The sequence below is a fragment of the Bradyrhizobium sp. WSM1743 genome (genome assembly GCF_000473065.1).
Classification (GTDB): Bacteria; Pseudomonadota; Alphaproteobacteria; order Rhizobiales; family Xanthobacteraceae; genus Bradyrhizobium.
Window position 1 is genome coordinate 20,267 of record NZ_AXAZ01000013.1, and the last position, 26,536, is coordinate 46,802.

Consider the following 26,536-nt stretch of genomic DNA (forward strand, 5'->3'; position numbering starts at 1 on the left):
AGACTTCGTAAACGACGCAACTGCTTCAAATCTAGACACTTTTGTGAAGCTCGGGCATCGCGCGCGGCACTGCGTCGGCAGTTGTCGGACGGCTCCCGCCTCGCCTCCTGGTGGCGCCGGTCTCCGGTATGGGGCGGCCCTCCCTGGTGCGGAAGGATTGCGCCAGGCCGGCGCCGAAAAGCGCAAAGAACGGAATGCTGTAGCCGGGCACCTGGAGCGTGAAGTCCAGGCACGAATGCAGCAGCGACAGCGTCGCGGTGGCCGCCGCGGCCAGCGGGATGATGGCATCGCGCCTTCGTCCGAACACGCCCTTCGCCAGCATGAGCAGCATGACGGCCCAAGCGAGCGCCACCAGCAGCGCCATCGGAATGCCTACCTCGGAGGCAAGCTCCAGCGGCGTCGAATGCGCGGCATCCCAGACGCCGCGAATCGAGATGTTCGGGCTGCGGTACGGCGGGAAGGCCCATTGGAAGGTGCCCATGCCGGTGCCGAACCAGGGATTGTCGGCGATGATCCGAAGCGTCGATTTCCAGGCCTCGACGCGGCCTTCGTCGACCAGACCCTGGCTGTCGAAGCGGCTGGAGACGCGGCCCCCGAGCAGCTGCAAGAGGCCGAGCGCGACGGCAAGGCCTGTGCCCAGCGAAATCCAGATGCCGGTGCGCGGCGGCAGGTCTTTCCGCAGGAACAGCGTGAACGCGACGATCATCGCGAGCAGCGACAGGCCGACGCCGGCGCGCGAGGTCGTCATGAACATCGCCATCAGGCAGATCAGCAGGCAGCCAAGCTGCGGAAGGATCTCTTTCGGTGGAATCGTGCGCAGATCGAGCGACAAACGCCGCCATTCGATGTGCCGCTCCGGCAAGCGGCGGCGGGCATCCTCCAGGATCAGCAGCATCCAGATCACCGCGCAGGAGCCGAAATAGGCCGCTGCCGTGTTGCGGTTGATGAAGGTGCCGGTGACGCTGCCGAGATAGGCGGTCTTGTCCCGCCACAGGATCATGGTGGGCTCGATCAGGAACGAGAGCACGCCGTAGATCGCGTAAGCCGCGCCTGAGATCGCGATCACCCACAGCAATCTCCGGGCGCGCTCGCAATCGGCGCCGACGGTGATGCCGAGCACGATGGCGAGGATATTGGCGAGCGGAGCGCCGAGCGCGAAGAACGCTTCGTTCTTGACGATGGACGCGGACGGGGCGATCGGCACGCCGAGCAGATCCGAGGCCTGCTTCCAGATCGGCTGGAACGGCGCGACCCAGGGATGGTCGGAGAGCTGCTCATGCAGCACGAAGGCGTAGGCGGCAACGATCACGCCGATGCCGGCGACGAGCCACAGATGCGGCCGCCGCAGATCGCGCGTCGGCGCGAAGGTCACCGCGATCCCGAGACACAGGCACCAGAACGCGATCGACAGATCATTGGTCGAGCCGAACGGAAACGGCGCGCCGGCGGCCACGAAGAACAGGATGAAGGCCGCGGGCAAGCTCCATGACCAGCGAATCTTGGGAAGCCAAAGGCGCATTGTCATGTCTTGCGAGCCTTCGCTCGCGCCTAGAGGAAGCAATCGATCGGATAGATCTTCAGATCCACGTTGAGGCGGCTGTTCCGGCTCTGCGCGCGGAACGCATAGAATAATCCAAAGCTATCACTCCCCTGATCGAGTTTTATTCCGGGGGTTAATTCGTCGGGCGGGACCAGAACGCCGATGTGCCGGTTGATAGCGGAAATTCCGATCCGCCCCTCCCCTTCGGCAAAATGCCCGCCGAGCTGGGTCACCGTGACCTTCGGCAGGCCGCGGCGCTGATGGCAGACATCCTCCTCCCAGAGCTTGGTCTGCTGCACCAGCGGCTTGCCCGGGCCATCGGGCACGATAATGTCAGGGAAGGACGGACGCAGCATCCCGAAAAACCTGCTCTCCTTGGAGTTCGCCGAGAGGCGGACGGTGAAGGACAGCTCGCCCCTGGCGCCCTTGAGGCGCGACAGGACGGGAGCGTCAGGCTCGGCGGAAACCATCACATCGATGCGATGGCGGACGCCCATCTCTGCGCCGAGCACCGGCCCGACCGGCGCAAGCCCGAAGGTAAGCGGGACGAGAGCCAGAACACGGCAAAATGTTCGAAAGCGCATGAAGCCCCTTGCAAGACCGCGGGGGTGACCGATGACCGGCACGCCGTGCCGCGTGGCGCCTCGATCAGATCCCGGGCTGTCGGCGCAGCAGCACCGCTTCGATTGCTAAACGAAAATGGCACCGGGACAAGCCCCGGTGCCATCGTCTTTGGTCGGTCAAGTCCTCGCCTTACGGCGCCAGCTTGATGTTGTTGCGGAAGATCAGCGCGTCGTTGCCAAGATTGATGGCATCGCTGCCGGTCGCCATGATCACACGCAGGTACTGCAGGAACTTGGCAACTTCGACGTTGCGCGAGTTCGAGACATAGATGATGTCGCCGTTCTTCATCATGACCTTGGTGGCCAGGAAGAAGCCGCCGGGATCGCGGAAGTTCACGTTGAAGATGACCGGGATCGTCTCCGAGGTGTACCTGCTCACGTCGATGCCGAGCTGGGCCGCAACCTCGCGCGGCTCGCGGCGATAGAGATACACGGCAGCCGGATCGGCCTGACCGTCCAGGAGGCCGCCAGCCTTGCCGACCGCTTCGCCCAGGTTGATGCGCCAGGCATCGAAGTTGAACTCGCCGCTCTGGCCGCTGGCGCCGAACGCCAGGAACTTCTGCTGCTCGCGATAGACGTAGATGCTGTCGTCGGGGCGCACATAGACGTTGTTCTCGGGCGCCATCACGAGATTCTCGAACGGCACGGTCGCGCGCTTGCCGCCACGCTCGAGCATGACCCAGGTCTCGAAGCCCTGGCCCTTGATGCCGCCGGCGCGGGTGATGGCGTCGAGGACGCGGTCCTTGGCGCCCGCCGCGCTCGCCGGATAACGCGCCGGCGAGTTAACCTCGCCGAGCACGCTGATCAGCTGGGTGCGCTGCGAGGCCATCGCCACGACCGCCTGCGGCTCGATGGCGCGGTTGGCGATCTTATCGACGATCGCGCGCTGGATCTGGACCGCCGTCAGGCCCGCAGCCTTGACCTGGCCGGCATAGGGCACGGTGATGAAGCCGTCATTGTCGACCGACTGATCCGGGATCGTCACATAGTTACCCGGACGGACGCCGGCTTCCGCCGGGATGAACAGACCGCCGGCCGCGGCTTCGAAAATGGTGACGCTGACGACGTCGCCGATGCCGAACACGATGCTGGCGGGCGGACGGCGGTCGGTGAACACGCCGGCGAGCCCCTTGGGCTCATGGGTGTGCAGGATTTTTACGGTCGCCGGATTGAGCGGCACCAGCTCATACGCCGGCGCGTTTTCGGTCTGGATCTTGTTGTTGACGTCGTCCGTGAGCGGTCCCGACCCCGGATTGGTCGAACACGCCCCGAGCGCCAAAGCGAACGCCAGGAACGCCGGCTTCAATACAAAGGTCTTGGCAATAGATGACATGAATCGCGCCCGAGGCTCCCCAAGTGACGTAAATTGGTACGGCCTAGGGGATGGTGCGACAAGTGTTCCCGGTGGTTAACGGAGCAATCCGTGGGCTACTGTGGCGCCCGGGCCACTGTTTGGGGCCTGGTTTAACCCTTTGTGACTATTTGTTGTATTTCGTGTGCCCGGTTGGCGCGCAAACCGCCCAGTCCGAGGACTCAGTGTGTCGAGCATGAGGCTTCTTGACCTCGCGTCCGCCTGCTAGGCTGGATCTATTAAGAGTAGGATTCCCCGTGTCTGGCCTCCTTCTGATCACCCTCCTGGCAGGCTCACTCCTCGGCAGCGCAGATCGCCCCTTTGAACGGCCCGTTCCCTGTGCGCGGTCCGCGTGCCAGGGCGCACCCGTTATTGCGGTGGCCGCCCCTGCCCCCTCTTCCGTCTGGAAATTCACCCGGACCCAAGGGGCCAAGGACGGCGAGAGCTTCGCCGCGATCATGAAGACGGCGGACACGACCCAGTCGGACCCGGACTTCGCCGGCCTGATCGTCCGCTGCGCACCGAAGGGCAAGATTGATGTGCTGGTGGCCTTGATCCGGCCCTTCCCGCCCCGGAGCCACCCCAAGGTCACGATCGCCGCGAGCGGCGGCGGCACGCTGACGTTCGACGCCAACATGGCGGCCGCGGGCGCTGCCGTGCTCCTGCCCGACGAGGTCTCCGCCTTTGCCGCCGGCAAGTGGCAGACGACGGCTTCGCTGTCCGTGGTCGTGAGGGAGAGCGACAGCGAGATCAAGGGGACGGTGGCCCTGAACGGGCTGCGCGAAGCCTACAATTCATTACTGGCAAATTGCGGCCTATAGGCCAAATTTAGCCATACAACTTAAGGGTCTTTTTAGGGGGAGGAACCTAGGGTCCGAAACACGGAGAGTGTTTCGGATGACCGCGTTTTTGATTTTCAGCTTTTTGGTAGGTGCCGTGCTGGGCCAACGTTTTCGGGTCCTGGTGCTGCTGCCGTTGACCTTTGTCATGCTGCTCGCCGCCATCCCGGTCGGCCTGCTGGTCGATCTCACGGTGCTCGAGAGCCTTAAAGGCCTGGTGTTCGCAGCCATCGCCCTGCAGGGCGGCTACCTCTTCGGGTCAGGCGCTCGCTTTGGCCTTGCTGCCGCGCGCGCTGGCCGCGTATTCGCCCGACCGGTCAAAACTGTGCGCTGATGACCCGCAGCTGACGCTGCGATGAAGCTTCGCGCGCGAATGGCCGGAGCCGCGCTGTTCGCCTGGGCCGACCTCTGCTTGAAAACGCGCGGCTCGCTTGTATGGTGACCTGATCGTTTCAGGATTCCTCATCGAGCGCCGTTTGTCCCTCGCTTATTTTGCCCTCATCGTTTCCATCGTTTCCGCATCCGCTCTCGAAATCGCCGGCGCCAAGATTGGCGTACAGCTGGGGACGGTGGCCGCAGCGCTAAGCTTGCTGGCCGCCGCCTTGAGCACGCGAAAGGCCGATTACGAGCACTATGTCCGCGCGACCTCGTGGGGCCGCTGGATTCTGGTCGCCATTCCGCTGAGCATTGCGGCCCAGCTCGCCCCGCTTCCGCTGAGCTTTGCGCACCCCATCTGGGCCAGCGCTCGCGACGTGCTCGGCGGCCTGTCGCTCGGGCCGATCACGGCCGATATCGGCTTGACGGTGAACGCGCTGCTGCTGGCGCTGGCAGCGGTCTCGTTGCTCAGCGTCGCGATCCTGGTGGTCCGCAACCGCGGCCGGGCCGAGCTGGTTCTGTTCGTGCTGAGCGGAGTAACCGCGGTCTCGGCCTTGATGTTGGACCTGCATCGGCTCTCGCCGGCGCTTGCTGGAGCCGCGCCCCATGACCTCGCGACGACCTTGGCCGGCCTCGGCCTCATGCTCAATCTGGCGGTCATGCAGCTCGCAGCTGAACGGGCCGAAACGCGTCACTCTTTGCTCCGCTCGGTTGCGATCGGCCTTTGCGGCCTCGTCGGGGCCTTGGTCAGCGCTGCCGCGATCTTTGGGTTTTCGGGCTCGAACAGCGCGATCGCAGCGGCGTTTGGCGTCGTGGTGATCCTGCTGATCCTCGTCATCCGCAGACTGGACCTGTCGCCACTGGCCGCGGGCGCGTTGTCGGCCGCAGCCCTGATCGGCGCGGCGATCGTGCTGACCTTCCTGTTCGAGAAGAGCTCCGGACCGATCCTCCTGCGGCTCATCCCGGAGATGGGGACCGAGACCAAGGCCGCCCTCGAGCGCATGTTGGCCGATACACGCTGGTTCGGCGCCGGCGCCGGGACCTTCGCTGCGGTGGGCAGGATCTATCAGAGCGATGCCGGCGCTGTTTTGTCCGCGCCCTCGGCGGCCACTTCCGTGTTTGCGGGGATGGGATGGATCGGCCTGGCTGCCACGATAGCGGTAAGCCTGATCGCTTTGCTCCGCCTGTTCTTCGGCGCCCTGCAGCGCGGACGCGACTCGTTCTTTCCGGCTGCGGCCGCGGCCTGTGTTCTCTTTGCACTCGTCCAGAGCTTTGCTGGCCCCGGACTGCTGCGCCCAGCAGCAATCCTGTGTCTTTCGGTGATCGTGGGACTGGGGCTGTCGCAGAGCGTCAGTCAATCCTCATCACGATAGAGCGCGGGTGATCAGACCGCGCGATCGCCGAGCGAGGCCCAGTAGTTCGGGTTCTTGGGCGACTGAATGCGGACCCAGCGGTAGGGCTTCTTCGACCACGGCATGATGTGGCCGGAGAGATTGTCCAGCACGAGATCGCCGGAGAAGGTGCGCACCACGACCACGAGATGATGCTCGCCCCAGGTGGTCACGACCTCGCTCAAGAGCACCGAGCGCGCCGGAAAGCCCTTGGCGATCAAATCGTGGCGTTTTGTCACAGCATAGTCGTTGCAATCGCCGCTCGCCGGATGCAGCAGCCACTTCTCGCCGCGCAGCCCTTCGAGGTTGGGCTCGGGGCGGATCGCGGTATTGACCCGCTGGTTGACCTCTTGCATCTGCGCCATGCGCTCGGCCGTAAGCTTCAGGCGTCCGCCCCGGAAGACGATCTGCTGCGGTCGCGGTTTGCACTCATCCTTGTACTTCAGGCAGAAGATGGTGAACGCCATCGGCGCCAGCGTGGGCTGGTCGAACTTGATGTATTGGATGGCGCCCCGCAGCCCCATGGGCGCGCCGACAAAGGCGGCTTCCGCGCTCCGCTGCGTCCCCGCAGCAACGACGACAGCGGCCACGGCCGCCAGGAACTTTACAACTTTGCGCATGTCGCGCTCCCCGTTCTTGTTGGGAAGGACGCTACGCGAGACCTCTTGAAATACGGCTCAAAGGCCGCGCGATGCTTTAATCAAAATGCGGGCGCGTTGGTTGCAAACAATTAAGAATACCGATGTGTGACTTGTTCTGCTAAGAGCGGTCACGACGTTCCGCTCGTGACGCCGAGGCGATTCGACCGACCTGATGGGCCTTTCCAGCCGCTTTCGCAAAAAGACCAAGCCTCGGCTTCCCGACGGCGTTCGCGTCTATGCGATCGGCGACGTGCATGGCCGTGCCGACTTGCTTCAATCGCTGTTAACCGTGATCGACGTCGATCTTGCCCGCTCGGCCCCCGAACGCGCCATTCAGGTCTTTCTCGGTGACTATGTCGACCGCGGCCCGGACTCACGCGCCGTTCTTGATCTCTTGATCGAACGCTCGAAGTCGCACGAGACGGTTTGTCTGAAGGGCAACCACGAGGTCTTCCTGCTCGAGGTGCTCAAGGATCCCGCCCGCCTGCAGGAGTGGCGCCACTATGGCGGCCTCTTGACACTCGTCTCCTACGGCATCACGCCGACCATGAATCCGTCCGCGGAGCAGCAGGTCGAGCTGATCGAAGGACTGAAACGCGCGCTGCCGCCGGAGCACTTGGCCTTCCTCCAGCAACTGCCCTCGTCCTTCACCTGCGGCGACTTCTTTTTCGTCCATGCCGGTGTCAAGCCGGGCGTCGCGCTCGATCGCCAGCAGGATGAGGATCTGCTCTGGATCCGTGAGGAATTCCTGGCCTCCGAGGAGCGCTTCGGCAAATATATCGTTCACGGTCATACGCCGGTCAGCGCGCCCGATATCCGCCCGAACCGCATCAACATCGACACCGGCGCCTACGCGACCGGAAACTTGACGCTGCTCACGATCCAAGGCGATAGTCTGCTCGCAATTTGAGGGCTCCGGCTTAACCTCAATCCCGTCGTTGGCTCGCCCGCACAGGCTTCGTCAATTCCTCCATGACCCGCATCAACCTGCTTCGCGTCATCGGCATCTGCACCGCAATCGTGCTGGCGCTTCACGCCGGCATGGCGTTCTATGGCGATCTCGTACGACCGAACTTTCGCGCCAGCGACTTGTTCTCGGGCGAGATTCCGCCGGACAAGGCCAAGCTGGCGGCCGCAGGTGTCTTGGCTTCTTTCTCATGGGATGGCGATCTGCTGGCGAATTATGCGGCAGCGATGGCCGCTGACATTCTTCACCGTCCGTCGATCGACGCAGGCGGAAGGGCCAGCGCGAACAAGACGGTCCAAGCCGCGGTCATCGCCGCCTTGAAAGTCTCACCGATCCGGCCCGCGCTGTGGCTCACGCTCGTCACGCTGCAGGCTCAGGCCGGTGAGGCGGTCACGCCCACAGTGAAGATGTCCTATTTGACCGGGTCGGTGCCGAGCGACGTTGCCTTCTCTCGCGTCCAGACCGTGACCTCGAGTGCCGCTGCAACCGACGAAGAGGTCAAGCTGCTGGCGCAATCCGACATCCGGTCGGCGCTGGCCAATCGCTCGCGTTACGAGCCCCTGCTGATCGCGGCCTATGTGCAGGCAACGCCGCAAGGCAAGTCGCTGCTGCTGGAGACGACGAAAGTGACCGATCCCAAATTCAACGAGATCTTGCGGCGGTACTAACTCAGCGCACCGATTTCGGGTTGACCGGCACGAAGTCCTGATCGCGGCGCGGCTGATCGGATCGCCCCTGGTAGACGAACATGCCCTTCTTGGTCGCGACGACGTCGCCTCGCTGCAGGCTGTCGTCGCGAAGGAGACGTTCGGTCGCGACAAGGTCCGGATCTTCCGGAATTGGCTTGTAGAGCTCCGGATGCTCCCTCCGCTCGCGCGAGACCTCCTTGGCGCGGCGCCGCGCGTCCTCGATCCGCTGCCGCCATTCGTCGCGCGAGACTTCCGGCTCGCTTGGTGGAAGATAGTCGTTGACGGACGGCTCCGGCTCGGTCTGAGCAAGGCATAAGAGCGGACAGGCATAGAGGGCCAATCCGACAGCGGCGGCCACGGTCGCCTTCACCGGCGCGCGCGCCGACATCCGGCGATCTGATACGGACTTGCGGCGGGTGGATCGCACTCCGATGACTCCCAAGTGGGCCGAGCACAGCGAGGCCGCCGCAACTTCAGCTTATGAGGTTGCCAATTGCAACATTTTAAGAGCGCTGCGGCCGTCCCCTCAAAAAATCGAAAAACAACCCCATGCACAGTAGCCGGCATCAGCCAAATCAATGGGTTACGCCTTTCCGAAATTCGGTTTGATCCGTCGGGCAAAACAGGGGTAGGATGGCATGGTCTGGGAAAGGCCGACCGGATGATTGGTGTCCCCGAGATCCAGGATCGTATGATCGGCCTAAGGCAACAGCTCCGTTCTAAGACCGCATTAGGTCATTGCTGCTAAGTTTCGGCATCCGCTCGTGGAGTTACCGAAAATGCGTGCAAGGCCGGTATTGCTGTTAGGTGTTGCCGTTGTGGCGTCCGCCATCCCTGGCCTCGCGGCGCACGCCAGTCCCCTCTGCATCAAGGAACGGACCCCCTTCGCCTTGTCGTACGATACGGTGAAATGGACGATGTCGATCGCCCCTGGGGCGGACTGCATCCAGGGCCTGCGTTGGTCGTACATGCAGATCTTCAAGGTATCGGTCGTGATCGGGCCATCGCGGGGACAATTGGCGGTGCTCGGATCCGGCTTCCGCTATTCGGCAGAAAACGAAACGCGCGGCAGCGACAAGTTCACACTGCTGATCTCGGGCAAGAACCGTAACGTTGCAGGGACATCGACACTGGAGGTCGAGGTCAATCCGCAATAGCCCGCGCTGGGATCCTGGTGTTCAGCGCGACTAGACTAGAGCGCGATGCGGCTAGGCCGTGTACCCATAAACCCGGCCGCGTGATGCGATAAAGCAATGTCTGCTTTGCCCCTATCGCGACCGACTCCGTGCGGCAGCGCGATATGTCGCGATGGGCCAGAAGACGACTCCAACGCATGACGAGGCCGCCGTCGACCGAGATGGACTCGCCGGTCACATGACTCGCAGCGCCGCTGCATAGCTTAAAGAACCGCGTTCGCGATTTCCTCTGGGCGGCCGACACGCACCATCGGAATGCGTTTTCCGTGGCCTCGAGCGCATCGCCCTGCGGCCGAAGGCGGTGCTGCGGATTTCGTGCGCCTCATATCATTTGACGACCGGACTGCCCTAGTGAAGTCGCGCCGCCTTCACTCCGTTTCTCGCGCGCATTGTCTTACACTCTCGGTATTTCGATCATGGCACTTGAAAAGAGGTGACCGCGGTCACCCTCTCGTAACGTCATCGGAAGGGACCCTCTGAGCAAGCTTGTGCACGATGTCGAGGAATGCGGGCGACGTCATCGGCTGGTACGGCATCAACGCCGTGTTCGATGGCGGCATCGTCAGCAAGAGGTCCGCATCGCCATGTTGATCTTGCAGCCAGAGCGCTACCACGTAGACCGCTGGCACGATGAGCAATACAGCCTCGAAGCGTCCTTTCTGAACCTCGGGGAGTTTCTCGGCACGGCGAATCGCTTCCTCGGTTGCCGCCACAAATGGCCCTTCGTTCAACTCACCCAGTTCGTACGTCCCCGCTCTGGTCGTGACCATTGTGGCAACAGCAATTGGCACGGGCTCCTCTCGTTCATCATTGTCGGCGACAATGCGCCGCTTCGTCTCATGAACAAGAAATCTCCAGTTATCCAGTATCGCGGCCGTCCTGAGGCTGGCTGCGCGATGGATATTTTCAAGTGGCAGGTGGGCGACCCGATGCGGCATAGAAATGGATACCGCACGGAGGTCTGCAGCGGAAAGGTTGGACTGCGGAAATTTCGATTTGCCCGCGCGGCTGGCCACCGCTCGTCTCACGGCTTCGACGGCAGCCGCCGGAGGATCGCTGGGATGAATTGGCATCTCGTTCTCTCCTTCCGTAGAGGCGATTTGCTAATCAGGAGCCTTCGTAAAGTAGGAATCCTTCCAAACACCGCGCGCGTGCTGGTACCGTGTGCAAAATAGGTCATAGTTGATCTCGGGTGTCGGGCCGTAAAAGGGATCCTCAAGGACCAAACTGTCGGTATCCGGCAGATATCCAACTATCGCCAGGAAGTGCGCCCCTCCATTTCCACCGGACCAAACCGTGCGTACGCAAAGGGGCCGGCCTGCGTTGATCTCCTGCTGCACGTCCATTCGTGTCGCGCGGTGGTCGAGGGCCAGTTCACCGAGGCAACCGACTTGGTTGAGTGGTGCCCCAAGCGTGTGCGGCACATCGAATTCCAAATTCGGAATGCCGCAAGCGAAATCGCAGCAATCTTGCCGGTTAAGCACGAGATTGGCGATGAGGCACTGCGTGAAAGGACTGGCCTCGTCGTAAAAACCCGAGACGCTGGAAGCGACGGCTGCCCAGCACCAGTAGTCGTGACACTGTTGCTGCATCGTAAAATTGGGATGCAGCGCCTCGGTTGTCGTCTCCAGCTCCGGCTCCTCAAAGCCCAGGTCCAGCGGAATCCGCGTCCTGTCAATTACGGAAACTTCCTCCAACTCGCCCATGGCAATTCCCTCCAGGCTGAAATCGATAAGTCAGACTTCAAGTACTGCTCATCGCTTGGTGCTTCGTCGCACAGTCAAGCGATGCAATTTCGGCTGCGCGGCGTTGTACTACGTTCAGTGCTCTTTTTTTGCCGCATCGAGCACCGCGCTAAAAGTGGCGCACTCCTTGAGGTACAGAAACACGGATTCAGCAATTTCCTTCCCAGCAGCGGTGTCACTTGAGTAGTGGACGCCGGCGACCTCGCGATTCCTCCCGATGCGCGCGGCCAGTGCCATCAGTGCGCTCTTAGCGCCGGGCATAATCTCTCCCAGCGACAACGCCATCAGGTGACCCTCAAGCGAATGTCCGCTTGGATAGGAGGCGTGCCAGGGAGAGGCAATCATTGGAAAAAGCGCCGGACACACCTGTTGCGGCCGCGCACGATTGAACTTGAGCTTATAATAGACGGCGACCATCAGCCCGACATGGTCAGCCATCTCAATGATCTTGATCGTATTTGGATGCGCGGACGGCGAGAGCATGAGGACCTGCGCAAAATACCCGACGAGTCTGACGTCCTGGTCAATGATCTCATTTGCCAAATCGTCGCGATCATCCATCGCCGGCCCAAGAAGATCCTCGATTTCCGCAAAAATGACGGCGTGATTGGTCGGCGGACCCCTGACATCTATGCTTTGCCAATCAGTTCTGCCGAATTCGGCCAATGCTATCTGAGCAAAAAAGTCAGGCCGCCAAGCGGATTCAGGGAATGTCGCTTCGTAATTCAAGCGATCAGGCTGGATGGGACACAGGCCCTCGAAGATTGGGAAGGGACGTGGGGGGACTCCGCCGCCAACGTAACCGCCGCTCACTGAACCGTTGCCGCCGCCGCCTCCGCCGCCCCCACCGCCTCCGCCGCCGCCGCCGCCGCCACCACCGCCACCCCCGCCGACTCCGCCGCCTTCGACATCAGTCATCGCGCTCTCCATCGAGGGGCTAACAACCTGAGCCGGGCTCCTGCCCCTTCAATCCGGCAACCCAGCTGCTCTTAAACGCTCTACATACAAAGACCCCTGAGGCTCCTTGAACGGACAACGGCGTGCGTAGTCCGATACTCTAAAGGCGGGCAGGATGTGCTTGTGGTGCAGCGACACTTGCCGCGCCTCATCCACGCGACCAACAGCGACCAGACTGGCGGCCAAGACTCGTGCGGCGTTTCCAAAACGTGGACTGAGGTTCAAAGACTTTTTTGACCAGCGAATGGCATCATCAAAAGCTGCGTTCAGATAATGATTTTGGCCGAGCAGGCAGAAATTGAAAAAGGCCTGTTGGCCAAGCGGCGACAGCCGGATCGCGTGTTCCGCCCGGGCAATTCCGGTTGGAGCATCGCCGATGAATCCGGGCGTCCCACTACTGAACACCCATGCCCACGAGTTGCTTGGGGATATGGCGAGAGCACGCTCACACAGATCCAATCCGCTGTCGTAGTCGCGGAAGAACATGCTCTTCCCGTGCCCCTGAATCGCGAGCGCGAGAGCGTTGTGCGGGTCTCTTTCGATGGCGCAATTGGATCGCCGGATCACCTCAGCCGAATCCGCATCGAAATCTGACGACCAGCCCTCTGCGATGCTGAAATTGTACCATTTCGCAGAGTACGCGTACGGCGCCGCGTACTCAGGGTCTTCCTCTATGGCCTTCTCGAGCAGTCCCCTGGCTTGCGAAAAGCTCGCGAAATCGAATTTGTAGAGCAGGTCAAGCGCACGGAGGAGATAGTCATATGCGTTCAGGCTCTTGGGAGTTTTTCGCAGCGCACGTTTGACTTCGGCCCGGCGGACGTAAGCAGCGATTTTCTCGACGATGCTAGTGACGATTTCGTCCTGTACACCGAAGACGTCCGCGAGGTCCGCGTCATAATGTTGCGCCCACACGACGGAGCCGGAGGTGACATCGACCAAATCGACCGAGAGCCGGATCCGCTTCCCCGACCGGCGAACGCGACCGCTAACGAAATAGCGAACGCCAAGCTTTTCGCTCACCTCAACGGGATCAACTATTCGCTGCCGAAATGGCATCGTCGACCCACGTGATACGACCAGCAGCTCCCGAATGTTACTCAAGCTAACAATAATGTCTTCGACGAAGCCTTCGGCAAAATAGCTGTCGCCGACCTCCGAGGAGATATTCGTGAACGGAAGAACAGCTATGGAAGGCAATTTGGCGCGCCCCGAGAGCTTTCTGGAAGCGCCGCGCACTGTACTGCGGTCTACTCCCGGCATGCGGAGGAGAAAGGCGTGAACAGGCCGTGACAGGTTCTTGAGATGGAGTTCGCCCAAGTCGTCGAACTTGAGCTCGCTCAGATCAGAGGCCATCCTCAGAAGGACAGAGGAGACCACAACGCCACCAGCGGGAGCGACGGATTGCAGGCGTGCTGCGATGTTGACGCCATGTCCATAAACATCGTTCAGATCGAAGATAACCGGCTCCCAATGAACACCGATGCGAAAAGCGATGCGGCGCTCGGGAGGTTGTTGAGCCTCAAACCCAGTGACTTCCCGCTGCAGCTCAGAGGCGCAGCGGAGGGCATCTGCCGGGCTCTCGAACACCGCAACGAAACCATCGCCTGTATTTTTAACAATCTCGCCTCTTCGACTAACCAAGGCGGGGTCTATTACGCTGACACGAAGGGCCCGATAACGACTGTGCGTCTCGACCTCCGCAGCTTCCATGAGCCGAGTATAGCTGACCACGTCAGCCACAAGAACAGCTCGGAAAGGTCTTTCGAACTCGGGGACAGCGCTTATTGAGGGATCAGAGTCCTGTTGCGCGCAACTGCTCAACGTCGTCGCACCGCCGTCATTGGCAGTGTTCGGCGAACATTGAGCAACGCTCGAAGGCACTGATTTCATTGATCCTCGCGAGGAATGTCGCTCGTCGGCGGATTCTCTCGCCGAACAGAGCCTCGTCGTATGAACCAATCGACAATAGGCTAGACGCAATTTCATCGGGACGCTACCGAAATCACACGCGATGGCTGACGCGTAAAGTGGCACCGCTACAACCACTTGCGATTGAAAGTCGGCTTGCCTTCAGGAGTGTGGTGTCACGAAGAGGAAGTGGCAGCGCGCGAGCCAGGCGAAGCTGGCGGGGTCCAATTCGGCGGTCTGGATGGGACCTCTTTAGTTCGCCGCTCTGCCAAGGTCGGCTTCGGGTTCATTTTCGACGGTTTTGCAGAGATTGAGGGCAGGTTGTTGTCCGCTCCTGTCCGTAAGCGCCGTAGCAGGGGCGCGCCAAGAGCGTTGCGTTTGGCCGGACTGCCGTGATTCAAACTCCCGAACTGGGGGCTCGAATCATGCACTACGAACTCGCCGACTATGAATGGACCGCCATCAAGCCGATGCTGCCGAACGAGCCGCGTGGCGTTCCTCGGGTGAACGACAGACGGGTCCTGAATGGCATCTTCTGGGTCCTCCGATCAGGAACACCCTCGGCGTGATCTGCCGACGGCGTTTGGGCCATACACCACTTGCTAGAACCGCTTCGTCAGGTGGCGGCGGGCCGGTGTTTGGGGCCGTATCATAGAAGCGCTCGCCACTGCCCATGATGCCGCTGTCCAGATGATCGACACCTCCATTGTCCGCCTGCATCAACATGGAGCCTGAGGGAACCAGCGCCAATCGATGGGAAGGTCCCGCGGCGGCTTCACGAGCAAAATCCATGCGGTAGTCGATGGCATGGTCTGCCAGTACGGCTGGCGCTGAGCCCCGGTGAAGCCCATGACGTTCGACTTGCCGGAAAACTGCTCTCTCGTCTCAAATCCGGGTCAATGCTGCTTGCCGACCGTGGCTATGACGCGGATTGGACCAGGGAGCTTGCCATGAAGAAGGGCTCGTGGGCCAACATCCGCCGAAAAGCAACCGCAGCGACCCGGTCTGCTTGAGCCCCTATCTCTATCGTGCTCGCAACCAGGTCGAGCGGTTCTTCAACAGGATCAAACAATGTCGTCGGGTGGCGACGCGCTACGACAGGCTGGCCGCCAACTACCTTGCCTTCGTTCAGCTCGCGTCAATCAGGCTATGGCTGCGTCTTTCAGGCTATGGCTGCGTCTTTATGAGTCCGCGTCCCAGGATGAATCGCTAATCGCGCTTTAGGTTATTGTTTGAGCATGATCTTTTCGGAAAACCGCTGCACACTTTTCCGGATCTCTAACGGCGGCTCGAGCCACTGCCCCGGGTTCTATTCCCGTGATAGGGTCGGGCATATCCGCCCCTCGTCACGGGCGGCTCGATCCGGCTCGGGATATTCGGCGTCGCGTTGGGGGGCGCGGGCTGCGACGGGTTGACGATGATCACGTTGCGGTTGGGTGTCGAGGGGTCACTGACGCCCTGGGCCCAGGCGCTGGCGGCAGGCACGACAAGCGCGAGTGTGATCAAGACTAATCGTTTCATGCGAGATCTCCCGAGCAAAAACGTCAGGGAGGCGACCACCGTTCCTTCACGGCGGCATCACGGTTCGTTGCGTGACCTCAGCGAGGCACGGCGATCAGCTTGCCATCCCTCCAGACGCCTTGGGCCGCCCGTCCGGCAGGAAGGCTCCCCGTCACATTCCGGACAGCGGTCGGCCGCGAGGCAGCCTGGGTGGTCTGTTTCTTTTTCTCGGGCGTCGTCACGATGCTGGAGCTGGTGGTGTTGGCCTGATCCTTGGTCCCTTGCGCAGAAGCAGACTGAACCAGGAAAGCCAAGAACATGATCGCTGTCAGAATGCCGCGCATGGTCGAACACCGGAAAGAGGAGCTGGGCGAAATGTCACAGGTTTGTGCCCAAAAGCAAGCTCTTCGAGACGATCTCGCAGGACCTTGGCAGGTCCGATCCATCGACGCGGTCCGCCGTTTGGTCAACGGGATCCGGGTGAAAAAGCCTAGCGAAACAGCACCATCCGGGCTAGTTGATCGGCCTTGATGACGGAGCCCGGCGACACAGCAGCCCGCGCCTCGACGGCGCAAGAGATCAAGGCCGGACTTGTCCGCCTGCTGACCGAGCGAATCCGCGAAATCTCCGACGACCCCCGGCAGATGCGGGATGTCGTGTACGAGTTGGCCCGTATCAAGCTTCTGGAGCAATTCACCCACGTCGATGCGCGGGAAGCGCGAGCGCTCCAGCAAGTCCTCGAACGCGCCATTCGGGAGGTCGAGGGGTCTTTTGAACCAAGCGGAACATCCTCACCGCCAAAGGCTGCCGCAGCCGCCGCGGCGAATTCTCCGCCTGCCAACGTCCCTGTTCCTCCGACGATTCTGACGGCGGCCGGCTCGGCTTCACCAGCCATTCCGACGGCCGAGACGCCGCGCCATCCTGCCGCACCGCCAGGATCGCTCGACCAAGCCAAACGGAGCGGCGCCTTCAAGTCTCTCGTTCGATTGACCGCCATCCTCCTGCTCGTTGCAGGCGCCGGGACCGCGGTCGTCTCTTGGCCACGGCTGAAGACACCACTGACCGCATTGTCGCAGGTGGCGCCGCTGTCCGAGCGTGCGCAGAAAAGTCCGGAGCCTCAGCCGACCGGGATCCCGACTCGCTCGGCGGGCGAGACCGTGGAACGAACGCCGGACAGCTCAAAGGAGCCGGCGCCAGCTGCGCACCCCTCGATGCCTTTGCCGGCGACGTTCGGCGTCTACGCCTTGAGCGAGGGCCAGCTCCATGAGCTCAAGCCGGTACCTGGAAAAATCCCGGACCGGCGCGTCGCGATCTCCGCCGCCATCAACACGCCGAGCGTGACCACATTGTCGGACGGCGATGTCAAATTCATCGTGTTCAGGCCTGACGGGGGTGTTGATGCAAGCGGGACCGAGGTTCGGGTGGTCGCGAAAGTTTCCCGGGCAATGGGCGTCGATGCGACCGGGAAAGCCGCCATGGTCAGCGCCGGCGATTCCTGGGGTCATCCGCAGCATGTCCTACCCCTACAAGGTAGGTCCGATCGACGACCAGTCGAGAATGCTATTGCTGCAACCGGAGCAAGACGGCTTTACACTCGCGCCCGGCCGCTACATCGTCGTGGTCAAGGGCATGGGCTACGACTTCACCGTGGCTGGAACGATCACCGATCCCAATCAATGCGTCGAACGCATCAATGCGACCAACGGCGCGTTCTACTCGCCCTGCCCGCCGCCGCGGCGATAGAGGGAATAGCATTAAGTTGAAGCGATTGCCGCGGCTCGCTCACCTCTCCCGCTGGCGGGAGAGGCGTAGGCCGCCTTCGGCGGCCGTCATAAGGACGCCGAGGCAAAGCCTCAGCTATGGCGTAGCGCCGGGTGAGAGCTCTCTCCACTAGGGGATTGTCCCATTGCGGAAGCACCCTCTCCCCACCCCTCTCCCGCAAGCGGCAGAGGGAGCCCACCTTCGCTTTTGCGGCTATCGAGCCTCATCTCATCACGCTTTTAGCGCTGCGTCCCGTTTCTTATTTAGTCGGCTTGTTGTCCTTTGGCGCATCCGCCGGCATGTCGTCGACCTTGCCGTTGTTGGCGACGCATTTTTGGAAGTATTCGCGCTGATCCTTGGCCGTTCCCTTGGTGCTCCCGGCCGCGGGATTGCCGATTTGCCTGGGCGGAAAGGCCTTGGCGACCGCGGCATCGCATGCGCGCGCCACCTCGGCAGTGATGGCCGAAGCCGTCGCCGGGGCGACCAGCGTCAAGACACATGCCAATCCAAACAACGTTCGTAGATTTTTGACCGGCACCTGTTCGCTCCTTCACATCCGGGAATTCTTGCCGGAAGCATATCAAAAAGGATCGAAGCGCCAAACGGCAAAGCGGTGCTGGATTGTCACGCGGTCTGCCTGAGTGCCGCACGGCTATCGCATAAGACTCGTGGCGGCGGCCCTCAGTGCACGCCCTCGTCCTTCGAGACGGCGCTTACGCGCCTCCTCAGGATGAGGCTAATCGGCGTCAGAGCCCGTTGAAACTGCTGCCGCGCACGTCACCCCTCATCCTGAGGAGCCCGCCCAAAGCGGGCGTCTCGAAGGATGGCCGCAAATCGCGCAGCGAGATCCCCAATGCTAGCTGTTGAGCTGCGGCGGCTTGAAGTCCGGGAAACGCGTGAGCATTGCGGTCTTGACGAACTTCAAGTGGGCGATGCTGCTCGCCAATTCCTTGAGCCGTCGCTGGCCGTTCGAGATGTCGGCCGCGAAGAGATCCTGATGATAATTATCGAGCGCCTCCCGCTCGAGATATTCATCGGTGCCGTTTCCGAAGGTGACGGATGCGCGCGCGAGAGCATCGTCAACACGACGGTTGAGCCCGGCCTGCTCCCTTTCCGCCTCCTGCAATGCTGTTTCGATCGCCGCCAGAACGGCACCGATCCGCACGCGATCGGTCTCCGCATCACGCTCGACGGAGCGGGCTTTGAAGCCTTTGTCCTCGCGGCGGGAGCCGAGAAGATTGTGTGCGCGCGCTCTCAGGAACAGCTGAAACATCTGGGCCATCCCACATTCGAGATTCAGGCGGCTACCATCGGTCAGACATAGTTAACAAAGCCTAAATCCTGCGCCCGTCCTGCCTGGCTTTGTGCGATCCACGCCCGCCAAGCTCCTTCGTGCTTGGAATAGAGCTCGAGCCATCGGACTTCGCCCTCCGCGGCTGCTCCTTTTCGCGCGCGGATCTCGGATGTGAAATGCACTGTCTCGTTCGATGCAAGATCCAGTGCTTCGAACTCCGCCGTCTCTTCCGGAGACAGGCCGATCAGAACACGATGCCCTTGGGCGTCGACGAAATATCTGCGGGGCGCGTTGTGCCTTTGATCAGTCATTCGAATGGCCCTCGTTCATGATCCAAGGCCCCGGAAGTTCTTTCAGCCGCCGATCAAAAGTACGAACAAACGCGATCAAAATGAGGACGCAAGTCGCGCCCAGCAACGTAATCAAATACACCATTCACGCCTACCTATGCGAGCCGCGAAAAATATCGAGGCGGCTAAACTCTCGCCATGAACCGATACGTTCTAGGCCGCCTTTCCGAAGCTCTCAAGGACCGCACCATGTTAACCTAATTGCACATGGTTATCAGACCTGGCTGCAAAACAAGATCAGCTCCGGCTCAACATCGCGCCCATGGCTCTGCCATTACGATGGATGCTCACTTTGCCTAGCTCCCATCGATGCCGGCGTGTAGGGCGCATAAAGACGATATCGTGCCGATCGCTTGCGCGAGCGCCATGCCCGCACACCATAGCCACAGCAAAAGCCAGCTGCAAAAATCGAAATCAAAAGCAGAACTGCAAGCATTTGGAATGTTCCCAATTTTCGGAACGCTCCTCCCGGCACATTTCAACGTGATGCTGCGACGACTTCAAGATCACCGGCGCTGAAACTTTTGTCAGACGAACATGAAGTTTGTGCAACGTGGTGCTTGAAGTTTGGTCGTCGCGAAAACCAAGTCCCAAAGGATGACGCAATCTCTCATCAATTCGCGAGCGATATCCAGCCCGCGATGTTAACCCCTGTTCACTCCGGCAAGCAGCCTCAAACGAAGCGACTGAACGCGCTGCGGTCGGGCATAGCTGCGATCTGCACGATATGCCTCCGACAGGTTCTCGAACGCATCTGGTGGCCCTCGCGGACGACACTGCTGGCGAAACATCCGTGGTTATACGGAGCGCCCTGCACCAACTTCATCGCGGTAAGGTTGAGAGGTTAGCTTAATCTGCGTTGTTTGTTGCGAACTCTCAGCGATTGCTTATCCATCTCTCGCACCGGGCTCCCCCAAGCCCGGCCCCACCCAAGCAAAGCCGTCGAGCGAACATGGGTCCGCTTGGCGGCTTTGTCGTTTTGTCGACGAGAGGATCATTTCGGTTATGGCGCGCAGGCCCTGGTCGTTCAAGGAAGATCGCCGGCTCATGGAGCTGGCCAAGTCTTCAGCCTCGCTGGAGCAAGCGGCGAAAGTTCTCGGGCGCTCGCCTGATGCGATCAAGCGCATGGCGTTGCGCCTTGGCCTTTCGTTGAAGTCGAAGGCGGCGAAGAAAACCTGACTGCAAAAACGGCAACGCTCGCCGCATGCGGGCGGCGAGCATTGATTGAGCGTCCCGTCCGGTGGTCTAGCCCGCTCAACTAGTTATGCGTCTTCTTCTGGGAGCCCATCCCCGGGCTGGTGCCGTAATTCGGCGTCCCCGTTCCCTTGAACGCGCCACCCATGCTGTCCGACCCGGAATTGGTGCCCGTGCCGCTGCGGGGCGCGGTGGGCTGCGTGCCCGATGGCGTGTCTTTGGTCCCCTGCGCCGAGGCCACAGAGCTCCCGACAGCCAACGCAAGGAGGAGGCTTAACGTCCTGATCATACTGCTCAACTTTCCATGCTCGTTTCTATCCCGGGCCGCCAGACCATTGGTCAAGCCATCGCTCGGGTGGGCCTTTCCGGGCCGGTCTCCGTTAAACCCTATCTTAGCCCCCGCTGGCTAGGATCAATCTTCAAGCCTTGCCCGAATTTGAACCTCGCCTGATTTCGCCTGAACCGGATGCGACTGCTGCGACCAAGCCTTCCGTTTGCGGCGCTCGTGCTTGCGAGCACGATGGCGTTCGCCTTGGCGGGCCATTTCGGCGCTGAGGCGGTCATTCGCCACCAGCAGACGCATCAGCTCAACGAGCTGACCGAGGTCGTTCTGCGCCGGTCGGAATTTGCGGTCGATTTTGCCGCGGCCAGCCTGGACGAGCTCGCGAGGCGCAAGCTCGCCAGCTGCGAGCCGGGGGCGCTGCAAGCCATCCGCCTGCACGTCTACCAGCGCTCGGCGATCAAGGACGTCCGGCTCGTCAAACCGGATGGCTCCGTGATCTGCTCGGCCTATTCCGAGACGCTCGAATTCGACAAGGGATGGGTGGATCGGCGCGACATGCTGCCTTCGCGCGACAAGGCGCTTTCGCTGTTTCGCGTGGAGCAGTTCGGGGGCGACGCCCTGGGCGTGCTCGGGGACATCGATGGCAGCTCCGCGCTCGTCGCCATTGTCGGCATTAACGCCAGCCTCTTCGACATCATGCCCGCCGAGCTGCGCGCACGCAGCGACGTGATCCTCGCCTTGAGCAATGGCGAGAAGCTCGGCGAATTCCAGACCGACGCCGGCAAGTCCCTGCTCGAGCCGATCAGCTTCGACAGAAACTCCAGTCGCTTCCCGCTTCGTGCCACGATCCAGCTCGAGCGCGCGGTGCTTTCGAGCTGGAATAACGAGGCTTATTGGCCCACAGTCGCGGTGGCTCTCGGACTTGGCGCGATCTTTGGCATCCTGCTGGCACGCAGCCGCCGCATGGAGGGTCCTGTCGCCGATCTCGATCGGGCGCTGGCAGCCGGCGAGTTCAAGCCATACTATCAACCGATCTTCGACCTCAGGACAGGTCAGATCAAGGGCTGCGAGATTCTGGCTCGCTGGCTGCGCCGAGATGGCTCGGTGGTCCCGCCGATGAACTTCATTCCGCTCGCCGAATCCAGTGGGCGCATCCAGGCGATGACTTGGCAGATCCTGGGATCGGCGCTTGCCGAGCTGAGGCCATTGCTCAGGGCAAACAAGAATTTCAAGCTGTCCCTGAATGTCGTGCCCAACCATCTCCTGAGTGCCGGCTTCGTCGAAACGCTGCGCCACACGGTCCTGACGGCTCGAGTCTCCGCGCGCCAGATCGTGGTCGAGATCACCGAGCGCGACGAGCTCGACGATCTCGCGCGCGCCGCGGCGGTCGTGGCCGAGCTGCGGGACCGTGGCTTCCGCGTCGCTATCGACGACGTCGGCGTCGGCCATAGCGGACTGTCCCGGCTGAAGGGCCTCGGCGCCGACATGATCAAGATCGATAAGTTCTTCGTGGACACGATCACCGTGGACGCATCGACGACGGCGATCGTGGAAATGCTGGTGGCGCTCGCGAAGGACCTCAATATGACCGTGGTCGCGGAAGGCATCGAGACGGAGGAGCAGCTCCGCGCATTGATCGCGTCCGGCGTCGAGGAGGGTCAAGGCTATCTCGTTGCGCCGCCCGTGCCCTCTGCCCGCTTCCATGAGCTCGTGGAGTCGCGCCGCGTGACGCAATCAGGCGCGGCGGTCTCCGGCGACACAGTTTTGGTGGCCTGACCCCAACGCGGGCCTTTAACGATATTTTCGGCTTTCGAACAAGACCGGCAACCAACCGGCTATGCTGGCGCCATGCGCAGCCACCTCATTGCAGCCGCGAGCATCTGTCTTGCACTGATCGTCTACGCCACCCTGGCGAGGCTGTCGGGAAGGCCCGCGCTCATCGGGCATCACGAGACCTATTGGGTCGTCGTGATCGAGCGCTTCAGCGCCTATGGGCTGCTCGGCTTCCTTCTTTCCTTCCTGCTGCCCGGACGGTTTGGTTTGGCTTGCTCTCTCGTCATAGCCGTCGCTATGGGGCTGGAGTTCATGCAATCGTTCATACCCGACCGCGATCCGGGCTTTCTCGACGTGTTGCAGAAGGCGGCGGGAGGCACCGTGGGCGTCATGCTCGCCCAGATGATCCTGGCGTTCCTGCCCAGACCACCGTCCTGAAGCGGCCAGCATCGCCCTGGCGAGATGACCGCGGGACCCGGTCCTTACTTCACCATCTGACCGCGCAACTCACCGCCTGGGTTCGCGGCCGTGTGGATGTTTGCGTACCATTTGCCAGCCAGCAGATCTGCCGCCTGCTCATCGGTGAGCGTGGCACTGCCTTGGATCGGGCTTTGCACCGTCTTGAACGGCAGGACGATGCCAGCATTCTTGCCGGCCTCGCCGGGACCGTGAAAATGCGCTCCCATCGCCGGCCCCGTGAGTCCGGTATAGGTAACGACGTAAGTCAAAACCTTGGCTTCAGTGTCGTAGCTTGCCTCGGCCTTGCCCGACCCGGTTGAGCCGTTCGGAGGCACTTCGTTGCTTCCCTTGAGCTCGGCTTGCAGCTTCACGACTTCCGCGCTTGCCGTTCCGCTCGCCGCAATGACGCTTCCAACGAGCGCGAGCGTTCCCAACAACGCCAACGTCGGCCGACACACGGCTTTGCTCATGCACTCCTCCCGCGCACTCCGCTCCCTATCGCGATCGAAACACCGACGGCAGCCGGAAATTCCACCACGGAGCTTATGCTGATTCGGGGCAACAACCGCGGGATTTAGCCTTCGCAGTCAAGGCCCCGACCACGCGGGGACTCAGGCCGCCCCACGCCTGGCGTGGAACTCGGAGGGAGCCAGGAGCTCACCCATCTGCCGGTGGGTGTTGTGCAGCGCTTCAATGGCGCAATCGAGGTCGAGATCCGCCTCGCGAACGGATGCAAAGAATTTGGCCGTCAGCGCCAGATCGAGCTTGACGCGCGTCGCCCCGTCGCGGCTCTTCCGACGATCGAGCGACAAATGGATGGCACGTTCGCGGGCCTCCGTTGCACCGCAGCCGCAAAGCGCGCCGAGCTCGTCGTATGTCATCCAGATTTGAGGCATGTTCTTCCACCACGCTAGATCGGGCGCGAGACTAGCTCTCGCTTCTAAAGGCAGAGTTGCTGCAACGCGGCCGCGGCGCGAATTCGAGACAACAATGTCAACGCAATGCTAATCGTGGCCCTAGAGCATGATGAGATCAGGTTTGATTGCTACAACGTAAGTGCACTCCCTCTCCCGCTTGCGGGAGAGGGCTGGGGAGAGGGTGTTTCCGCAATGGGATAACCCCCTAGAGGAGAAAGCCCTCACCCGCGCCTTCGGCGCGACCTCTCCCGCAAGCGGGAGAGGTTGCACCGAGCCCGTGGCAATCGACTCAACCTAAAGCCATTCCGCTTCAGAGCATGATCCGGAAAAATGTGAAGCGGTTCTCGGAAAAGATCATGCTCAAACAAAAGGTGCGACGACGTTTCATCCAAATCTCAGCGCGCCTCAGGCGCGAGCGCGGGTGGAGCTGCGCGGATTGCCGTCGTACTGGCTCTTACTTGGGCGAGCCAGCCGGGAACGGATGCCGCGGCCGGGACCGGCCGTCGAGCCTCTTGGGCAGCTTGTCGGCATTGAGCTTCACGACCGCGCACCGGGCGTCGGCAGCCGGCGCCTCTTCCTGGCTGTAGATCAGCGTCGCTTCGAACGTCACCTCGGGCGCCTGCCGAGCCGTGCCCGAACAGGTCGCCATCGCACCGCTATACACGCCGGAGAGCTCGACCTCGACCTCGTCGAGTCCGAACACCGTCGGCGGCCCGTCGGCATGTCGCCGTGTGGTCAGAACGGCCGTGAAACGCTGGTCGTCATCGAACTGGTACGAGCCGCCATAGGTGAAGAAGCTGTCACTGCCCGAGATCCGGCCCTGGGCCAGATGCACGATACCGGTGCCCTGCGCTTGCGCGGTTCTGAACCACGCTGCGTATTTGCCCTCTTTCAGCATGGAAACATCCACCCATGAATTCCCTGCGTATTTGCAACGAACGGTGGGGGCGCGACAATGACCGTCGCCGGCGAGCATTCCGCCACGGTTAACGCCCTGCAAAGTCAATCGGTCAAATTTCTGCGGGCGCACGAGGCGATGCCCGCAGCAACAATCAAAACAATTCTATCCCGTCGTCCGCAGCCTCGACTGCCTCGAGCCGGCGCGTGGTGGTGACCGACGTCAGCCCGAGCGCTTGCAGGAATTCCCGGTGGACGTCCCGCTCGCGCTCCATCGTGTAACGCGCAAACAGCTGGTCGAGCATCGTTTCGTCCTGCGCTTGCGGCCGCGGCTTCTGCGCGCCCGCGCTCGCGGTCTCGAGCCGCGCCGCGACCGCGGGCAATGCCGCGGAGCCTTCACCAAGCGTGGTCATCAGGGCTTGCGCCGAATTCATGAGCCCCTCGAATTCCGCACCTTCATCGACGAGCCGGCTCATCAGCCTGCCGAGCCGTTCATTGCCGGCCTCGACCTCGCGCAGCGCCTGGAGAATCTGCGGTTCGAGCTTGGCGAGCTGCGTCGGATCGCCCTGCACGCGAAGCTCCTTCAGGTCCCTCGCCGAGCGCTCGATGCCGTCGAGCACGGGCCTCAGACGCCCCGCTCCCACCGCGACCTGATCGGCGGTGGCCTTCAGCTCGTTGGCAATGACGACGAAAGCGCTGCCGCGGCTGCCGAGATGGCTAGCCTTGAGGCCCGCATTCATTCCGATGAGCGTGATGTCGACTGTCGCCTCGGCCAGCCCGGCGATCGCCTGGCGGAATTTCGTCAGCGTGTCCTCGACGATCGCGAGCGCCTCGTCCACCGAGCGGCCGGCGCCCTCGCAGGTCGCAATCAGGGTGGAGGCGTGCGCCAGCGTCTGCTTGATGCGCGCCAGGAACGATGACGAACCGTCGTCCTCACCGCCGAACAGGGTGCGGCCGTGGCCGACGACACTGCCCGCATCGTGCAGGATGGCGGTCAACGCGCGAACGATCTGGCCGATGTCACCGCCGAACTCGCGCTGGGCATCTCTCAGCTGGGCCGCCTGCAATTGACAAATCGTGCGCGCGCCGTCGTCGCTCGCGACAGGTTCGGGAACGAGGCTCGGGGCGGGTCCCGAGGCGAGCGTGAGGCCGTGCGAGACATGCTCGAGACGCTGACGCGTGCTGTCGCCGGCCTGCAAGGAGATGATCGCGCTGCCGACGGCCTCGGCGATCTTCCTGGTGCTGGAACTTGCGAGATCGGCGAGATGGCTGCCGTTGCTGCGCTGATCGCGCAATCCGGAATAGGCGGAGCCGAGTTCGACGCTCTCCGCCGCCAGTTGATTGCGGTAGCGGCTTTCGAATTCCTTCTGCCGGCCGAATGCGGTGGCGACCGCCTCGGCCAGGCGCTGCTGATCCCGCGCGCAGCCCTCGATCGCGCCCTGCACGGCCTTGCCGAGATCGTAGGCCTCCTGCGTGAAGGCGAGAAAGCCCTCGCGGTCGCCGTCGAGCGAGGCGGCCTCGATCCGCGCGCTGCGGGCGATGATGGTGATCATCTGGATGTGCTTGAACAGCGGCTTGAGCAGAGCAGATGCCTCCGCCGTGCTCTTGCCGATGGTCTCGAGCAGCGCGGTCTCGGCCGGCAGCGCCTGCGCCAGCTCGCTGAGCCGCGCGGCGATCTCCTGGAGCGCGGTCGCGGCCCCCTCGATCTCTGCACCTGAGAGTTCCGAGGAAAGCGTTGCAAGGCCGTGGTTCAGCTCCTTGAAGATGAGATGGCCGCGTCCGAGCTCGTGGCCGACGCGCGCGAACACGTCCTCGATGCGCGAGGAGACGTCCTCGATCCCTGCGATGGCCTCGGTGAGCGTATTGGCTGGAATGAGCGACATTGC

The 26,536-nt window shown here is 62.1% G+C and carries 28 protein-coding genes and 1 pseudogene; 11 read left to right on the forward strand and 18 right to left on the reverse strand.

Translation table 11 applies throughout. From position 1 onward, the window contains the following. Positions 1-31: 31 nt before the first annotated feature. The 3 genes from YU9_RS0110725 to YU9_RS0110735 all read right to left on the reverse strand — a co-directional run bounded on the left by YU9_RS0110725 (position 32) and on the right by YU9_RS0110735 (position 3,496). Entirely contained in the window at positions 32-1,519 is a 1,488-nt protein-coding gene (locus YU9_RS0110725; RefSeq protein WP_027572822.1) for an O-antigen ligase, read from the reverse strand. Positions 1,520-1,548: 29 nt separating this feature from the next. Further along, complete coding sequence (locus YU9_RS0110730; protein ID WP_245266339.1) at positions 1,549-2,166, reverse strand: hypothetical protein; 618 nt, start codon at positions 2,164-2,166, stop codon at positions 1,549-1,551. A gap of 127 nt (positions 2,167-2,293) precedes the next feature. Beyond that, positions 2,294-3,496, reverse strand: coding sequence for a polysaccharide biosynthesis/export family protein (locus YU9_RS0110735; protein ID WP_027572824.1), 1,203 nt, complete (start codon positions 3,494-3,496; stop codon positions 2,294-2,296). 395 nt (positions 3,497-3,891) lie between these two features. On the opposite strand from YU9_RS0110735, the gene YU9_RS0110740 reads away from it, so the two are divergent. The 3 genes from YU9_RS0110740 (at position 3,892) to YU9_RS0110750 (ending at position 6,101) form a co-directional block, all read left to right on the forward strand. Then, entirely contained in the window at positions 3,892-4,335 is a 444-nt protein-coding gene (locus tag YU9_RS0110740) for a hypothetical protein (protein WP_245266340.1), read from the forward strand. Positions 4,336-4,411: 76 nt separating this feature from the next. After that, positions 4,412-4,687, forward strand: a complete 276-nt coding sequence (locus YU9_RS0110745; RefSeq protein ID WP_027572826.1) for a hypothetical protein — start codon at positions 4,412-4,414, stop codon at positions 4,685-4,687. A gap of 418 nt (positions 4,688-5,105) precedes the next feature. Then, positions 5,106-6,101 (forward strand): hypothetical protein, encoded by a 996-nt coding sequence (locus YU9_RS0110750; RefSeq protein WP_245266341.1) that lies wholly within the window; start codon positions 5,106-5,108, stop codon positions 6,099-6,101. Between the two features lie 11 nt (positions 6,102-6,112). Here the strand turns inward: YU9_RS0110750 and YU9_RS0110755 are convergent, their stop codons facing one another. After that, positions 6,113-6,739 carry a transglutaminase-like cysteine peptidase gene (locus tag YU9_RS0110755; RefSeq protein ID WP_027572828.1) on the reverse strand — a complete coding sequence of 209 codons (627 nt, stop codon included), beginning with the start codon at positions 6,737-6,739 and terminating at the stop codon, positions 6,113-6,115. A gap of 193 nt (positions 6,740-6,932) precedes the next feature. Between YU9_RS0110755 and YU9_RS0110760 the strand changes: the two genes are divergently transcribed. Together YU9_RS0110760 and YU9_RS0110765 are read left to right on the forward strand one after the other, a co-directional pair. Further along, positions 6,933-7,670: a metallophosphoesterase family protein gene (locus YU9_RS0110760; RefSeq protein ID WP_027572829.1), complete on the forward strand. Its 738-nt coding sequence runs from the start codon at positions 6,933-6,935 to the stop codon at positions 7,668-7,670. A gap of 62 nt (positions 7,671-7,732) precedes the next feature. After that, positions 7,733-8,395, forward strand: a complete 663-nt coding sequence (locus YU9_RS0110765; protein WP_027572830.1) for a hypothetical protein — start codon at positions 7,733-7,735, stop codon at positions 8,393-8,395. 1 nt (position 8,396) lies between these two features. Here YU9_RS0110765 and YU9_RS0110770 read toward each other — a convergent pair whose 3' ends face one another. Further along, the gene (locus tag YU9_RS0110770; RefSeq protein WP_245266342.1) at positions 8,397-8,843 is read right to left on the reverse strand and encodes a hypothetical protein; all 447 of its coding nucleotides are present in this window, start codon (positions 8,841-8,843) and stop codon (positions 8,397-8,399) included. A 352-nt stretch (positions 8,844-9,195) separates the two neighbouring features. On the opposite strand from YU9_RS0110770, the gene YU9_RS0110775 reads away from it, so the two are divergent. Beyond that, a complete protein-coding gene (locus tag YU9_RS0110775; protein WP_027572832.1) occupies positions 9,196-9,573 on the forward strand; it encodes a hypothetical protein in 378 nt (125 codons plus the stop codon). Positions 9,574-10,055: 482 nt separating this feature from the next. On the opposite strand, the gene YU9_RS0110780 is transcribed toward YU9_RS0110775, so the two are convergent. From YU9_RS0110780 to YU9_RS41265, 4 genes are all read right to left on the reverse strand, one after another. Then, entirely contained in the window at positions 10,056-10,685 is a 630-nt protein-coding gene (locus YU9_RS0110780; protein ID WP_156951810.1) for a hypothetical protein, read from the reverse strand. A gap of 30 nt (positions 10,686-10,715) precedes the next feature. Continuing rightward, the gene (locus YU9_RS0110785; RefSeq protein ID WP_027572834.1) at positions 10,716-11,318 is read right to left on the reverse strand and encodes a papain-like cysteine protease family protein; all 603 of its coding nucleotides are present in this window, start codon (positions 11,316-11,318) and stop codon (positions 10,716-10,718) included. 114 nt (positions 11,319-11,432) lie between these two features. After that, positions 11,433-12,275: a phosphatase PAP2 family protein gene (locus tag YU9_RS44575; protein WP_198028225.1), complete on the reverse strand. Its 843-nt coding sequence runs from the start codon at positions 12,273-12,275 to the stop codon at positions 11,433-11,435. Between the two features lie 48 nt (positions 12,276-12,323). Next, on the reverse strand, positions 12,324-14,054 hold the full coding sequence (locus tag YU9_RS41265) for an adenylate/guanylate cyclase domain-containing protein (protein WP_198028226.1): 1,731 nt from the start codon (positions 14,052-14,054) through the stop codon (positions 12,324-12,326). Between the two features lie 593 nt (positions 14,055-14,647). Between YU9_RS41265 and YU9_RS49810 the strand changes: the two are divergent. Next, positions 14,648-15,435, forward strand: a pseudogene (locus YU9_RS49810) (IS5 family transposase). A gap of 65 nt (positions 15,436-15,500) precedes the next feature. On the opposite strand, the gene YU9_RS47570 reads toward YU9_RS49810, so the two are convergent. Together YU9_RS47570 and YU9_RS0110810 are read right to left on the reverse strand one after the other, a co-directional pair. After that, on the reverse strand, positions 15,501-15,743 hold the full coding sequence (locus tag YU9_RS47570; RefSeq protein WP_156951811.1) for a hypothetical protein: 243 nt from the start codon (positions 15,741-15,743) through the stop codon (positions 15,501-15,503). A gap of 77 nt (positions 15,744-15,820) precedes the next feature. Beyond that, positions 15,821-16,066 carry a hypothetical protein gene (locus YU9_RS0110810; RefSeq protein WP_027572836.1) on the reverse strand — a complete coding sequence of 82 codons (246 nt, stop codon included), beginning with the start codon at positions 16,064-16,066 and terminating at the stop codon, positions 15,821-15,823. 186 nt (positions 16,067-16,252) lie between these two features. Here YU9_RS0110810 and YU9_RS41280 point away from each other — a divergent pair, with 186 nt between their 5' ends. Beyond that, positions 16,253-17,485: a hypothetical protein gene (locus tag YU9_RS41280; protein ID WP_245266343.1), complete on the forward strand. Its 1,233-nt coding sequence runs from the start codon at positions 16,253-16,255 to the stop codon at positions 17,483-17,485. Between the two features lie 257 nt (positions 17,486-17,742). Here the strand turns inward: YU9_RS41280 and YU9_RS0110825 are convergent, their stop codons facing one another. The 3 genes from YU9_RS0110825 to YU9_RS0110835 form a co-directional block, all read right to left on the reverse strand. Further along, positions 17,743-17,976 (reverse strand): hypothetical protein, encoded by a 234-nt coding sequence (locus tag YU9_RS0110825; RefSeq protein WP_245266344.1) that lies wholly within the window; start codon positions 17,974-17,976, stop codon positions 17,743-17,745. A 363-nt stretch (positions 17,977-18,339) separates the two neighbouring features. Then, positions 18,340-18,756 (reverse strand): hypothetical protein, encoded by a 417-nt coding sequence (locus tag YU9_RS49815; RefSeq protein WP_027572839.1) that lies wholly within the window; start codon positions 18,754-18,756, stop codon positions 18,340-18,342. 41 nt (positions 18,757-18,797) lie between these two features. Further along, positions 18,798-19,088: a hypothetical protein gene (locus YU9_RS0110835; RefSeq protein WP_027572840.1), complete on the reverse strand. Its 291-nt coding sequence runs from the start codon at positions 19,086-19,088 to the stop codon at positions 18,798-18,800. A 1,086-nt stretch (positions 19,089-20,174) separates the two neighbouring features. Here YU9_RS0110835 and YU9_RS50755 point away from each other — a divergent pair. The 3 genes from YU9_RS50755 (at position 20,175) to YU9_RS0110855 (ending at position 22,815) form a co-directional block, all read left to right on the forward strand. Then, positions 20,175-20,306, forward strand: a complete 132-nt coding sequence (locus YU9_RS50755; RefSeq protein WP_256375875.1) for a hypothetical protein — start codon at positions 20,175-20,177, stop codon at positions 20,304-20,306. A gap of 481 nt (positions 20,307-20,787) precedes the next feature. Continuing rightward, positions 20,788-22,380, forward strand: a complete 1,593-nt coding sequence (locus YU9_RS0110850; RefSeq protein ID WP_027572842.1) for an EAL domain-containing protein — start codon at positions 20,788-20,790, stop codon at positions 22,378-22,380. Positions 22,381-22,452: 72 nt separating this feature from the next. Next, a complete protein-coding gene (locus tag YU9_RS0110855) occupies positions 22,453-22,815 on the forward strand; it encodes a VanZ family protein (protein ID WP_027572843.1) in 363 nt (120 codons plus the stop codon). 44 nt (positions 22,816-22,859) lie between these two features. Here the strand turns inward: YU9_RS0110855 and YU9_RS0110860 are convergent, their stop codons facing one another. From YU9_RS0110860 to YU9_RS0110875, 4 genes are all read right to left on the reverse strand, one after another. Next, on the reverse strand, positions 22,860-23,306 hold the full coding sequence (locus YU9_RS0110860; RefSeq protein WP_036017228.1) for a CHRD domain-containing protein: 447 nt from the start codon (positions 23,304-23,306) through the stop codon (positions 22,860-22,862). A gap of 141 nt (positions 23,307-23,447) precedes the next feature. Then, positions 23,448-23,732 (reverse strand): hypothetical protein, encoded by a 285-nt coding sequence (locus tag YU9_RS0110865; RefSeq protein WP_027572845.1) that lies wholly within the window; start codon positions 23,730-23,732, stop codon positions 23,448-23,450. A 475-nt stretch (positions 23,733-24,207) separates the two neighbouring features. Further along, a complete protein-coding gene (locus YU9_RS0110870) occupies positions 24,208-24,651 on the reverse strand; it encodes a hypothetical protein (protein WP_027572846.1) in 444 nt (147 codons plus the stop codon). Positions 24,652-24,805: 154 nt separating this feature from the next. After that, positions 24,806-26,533 (reverse strand): hypothetical protein, encoded by a 1,728-nt coding sequence (locus YU9_RS0110875; protein ID WP_027572847.1) that lies wholly within the window; start codon positions 26,531-26,533, stop codon positions 24,806-24,808. Positions 26,534-26,536 lie beyond the last annotated feature (3 nt).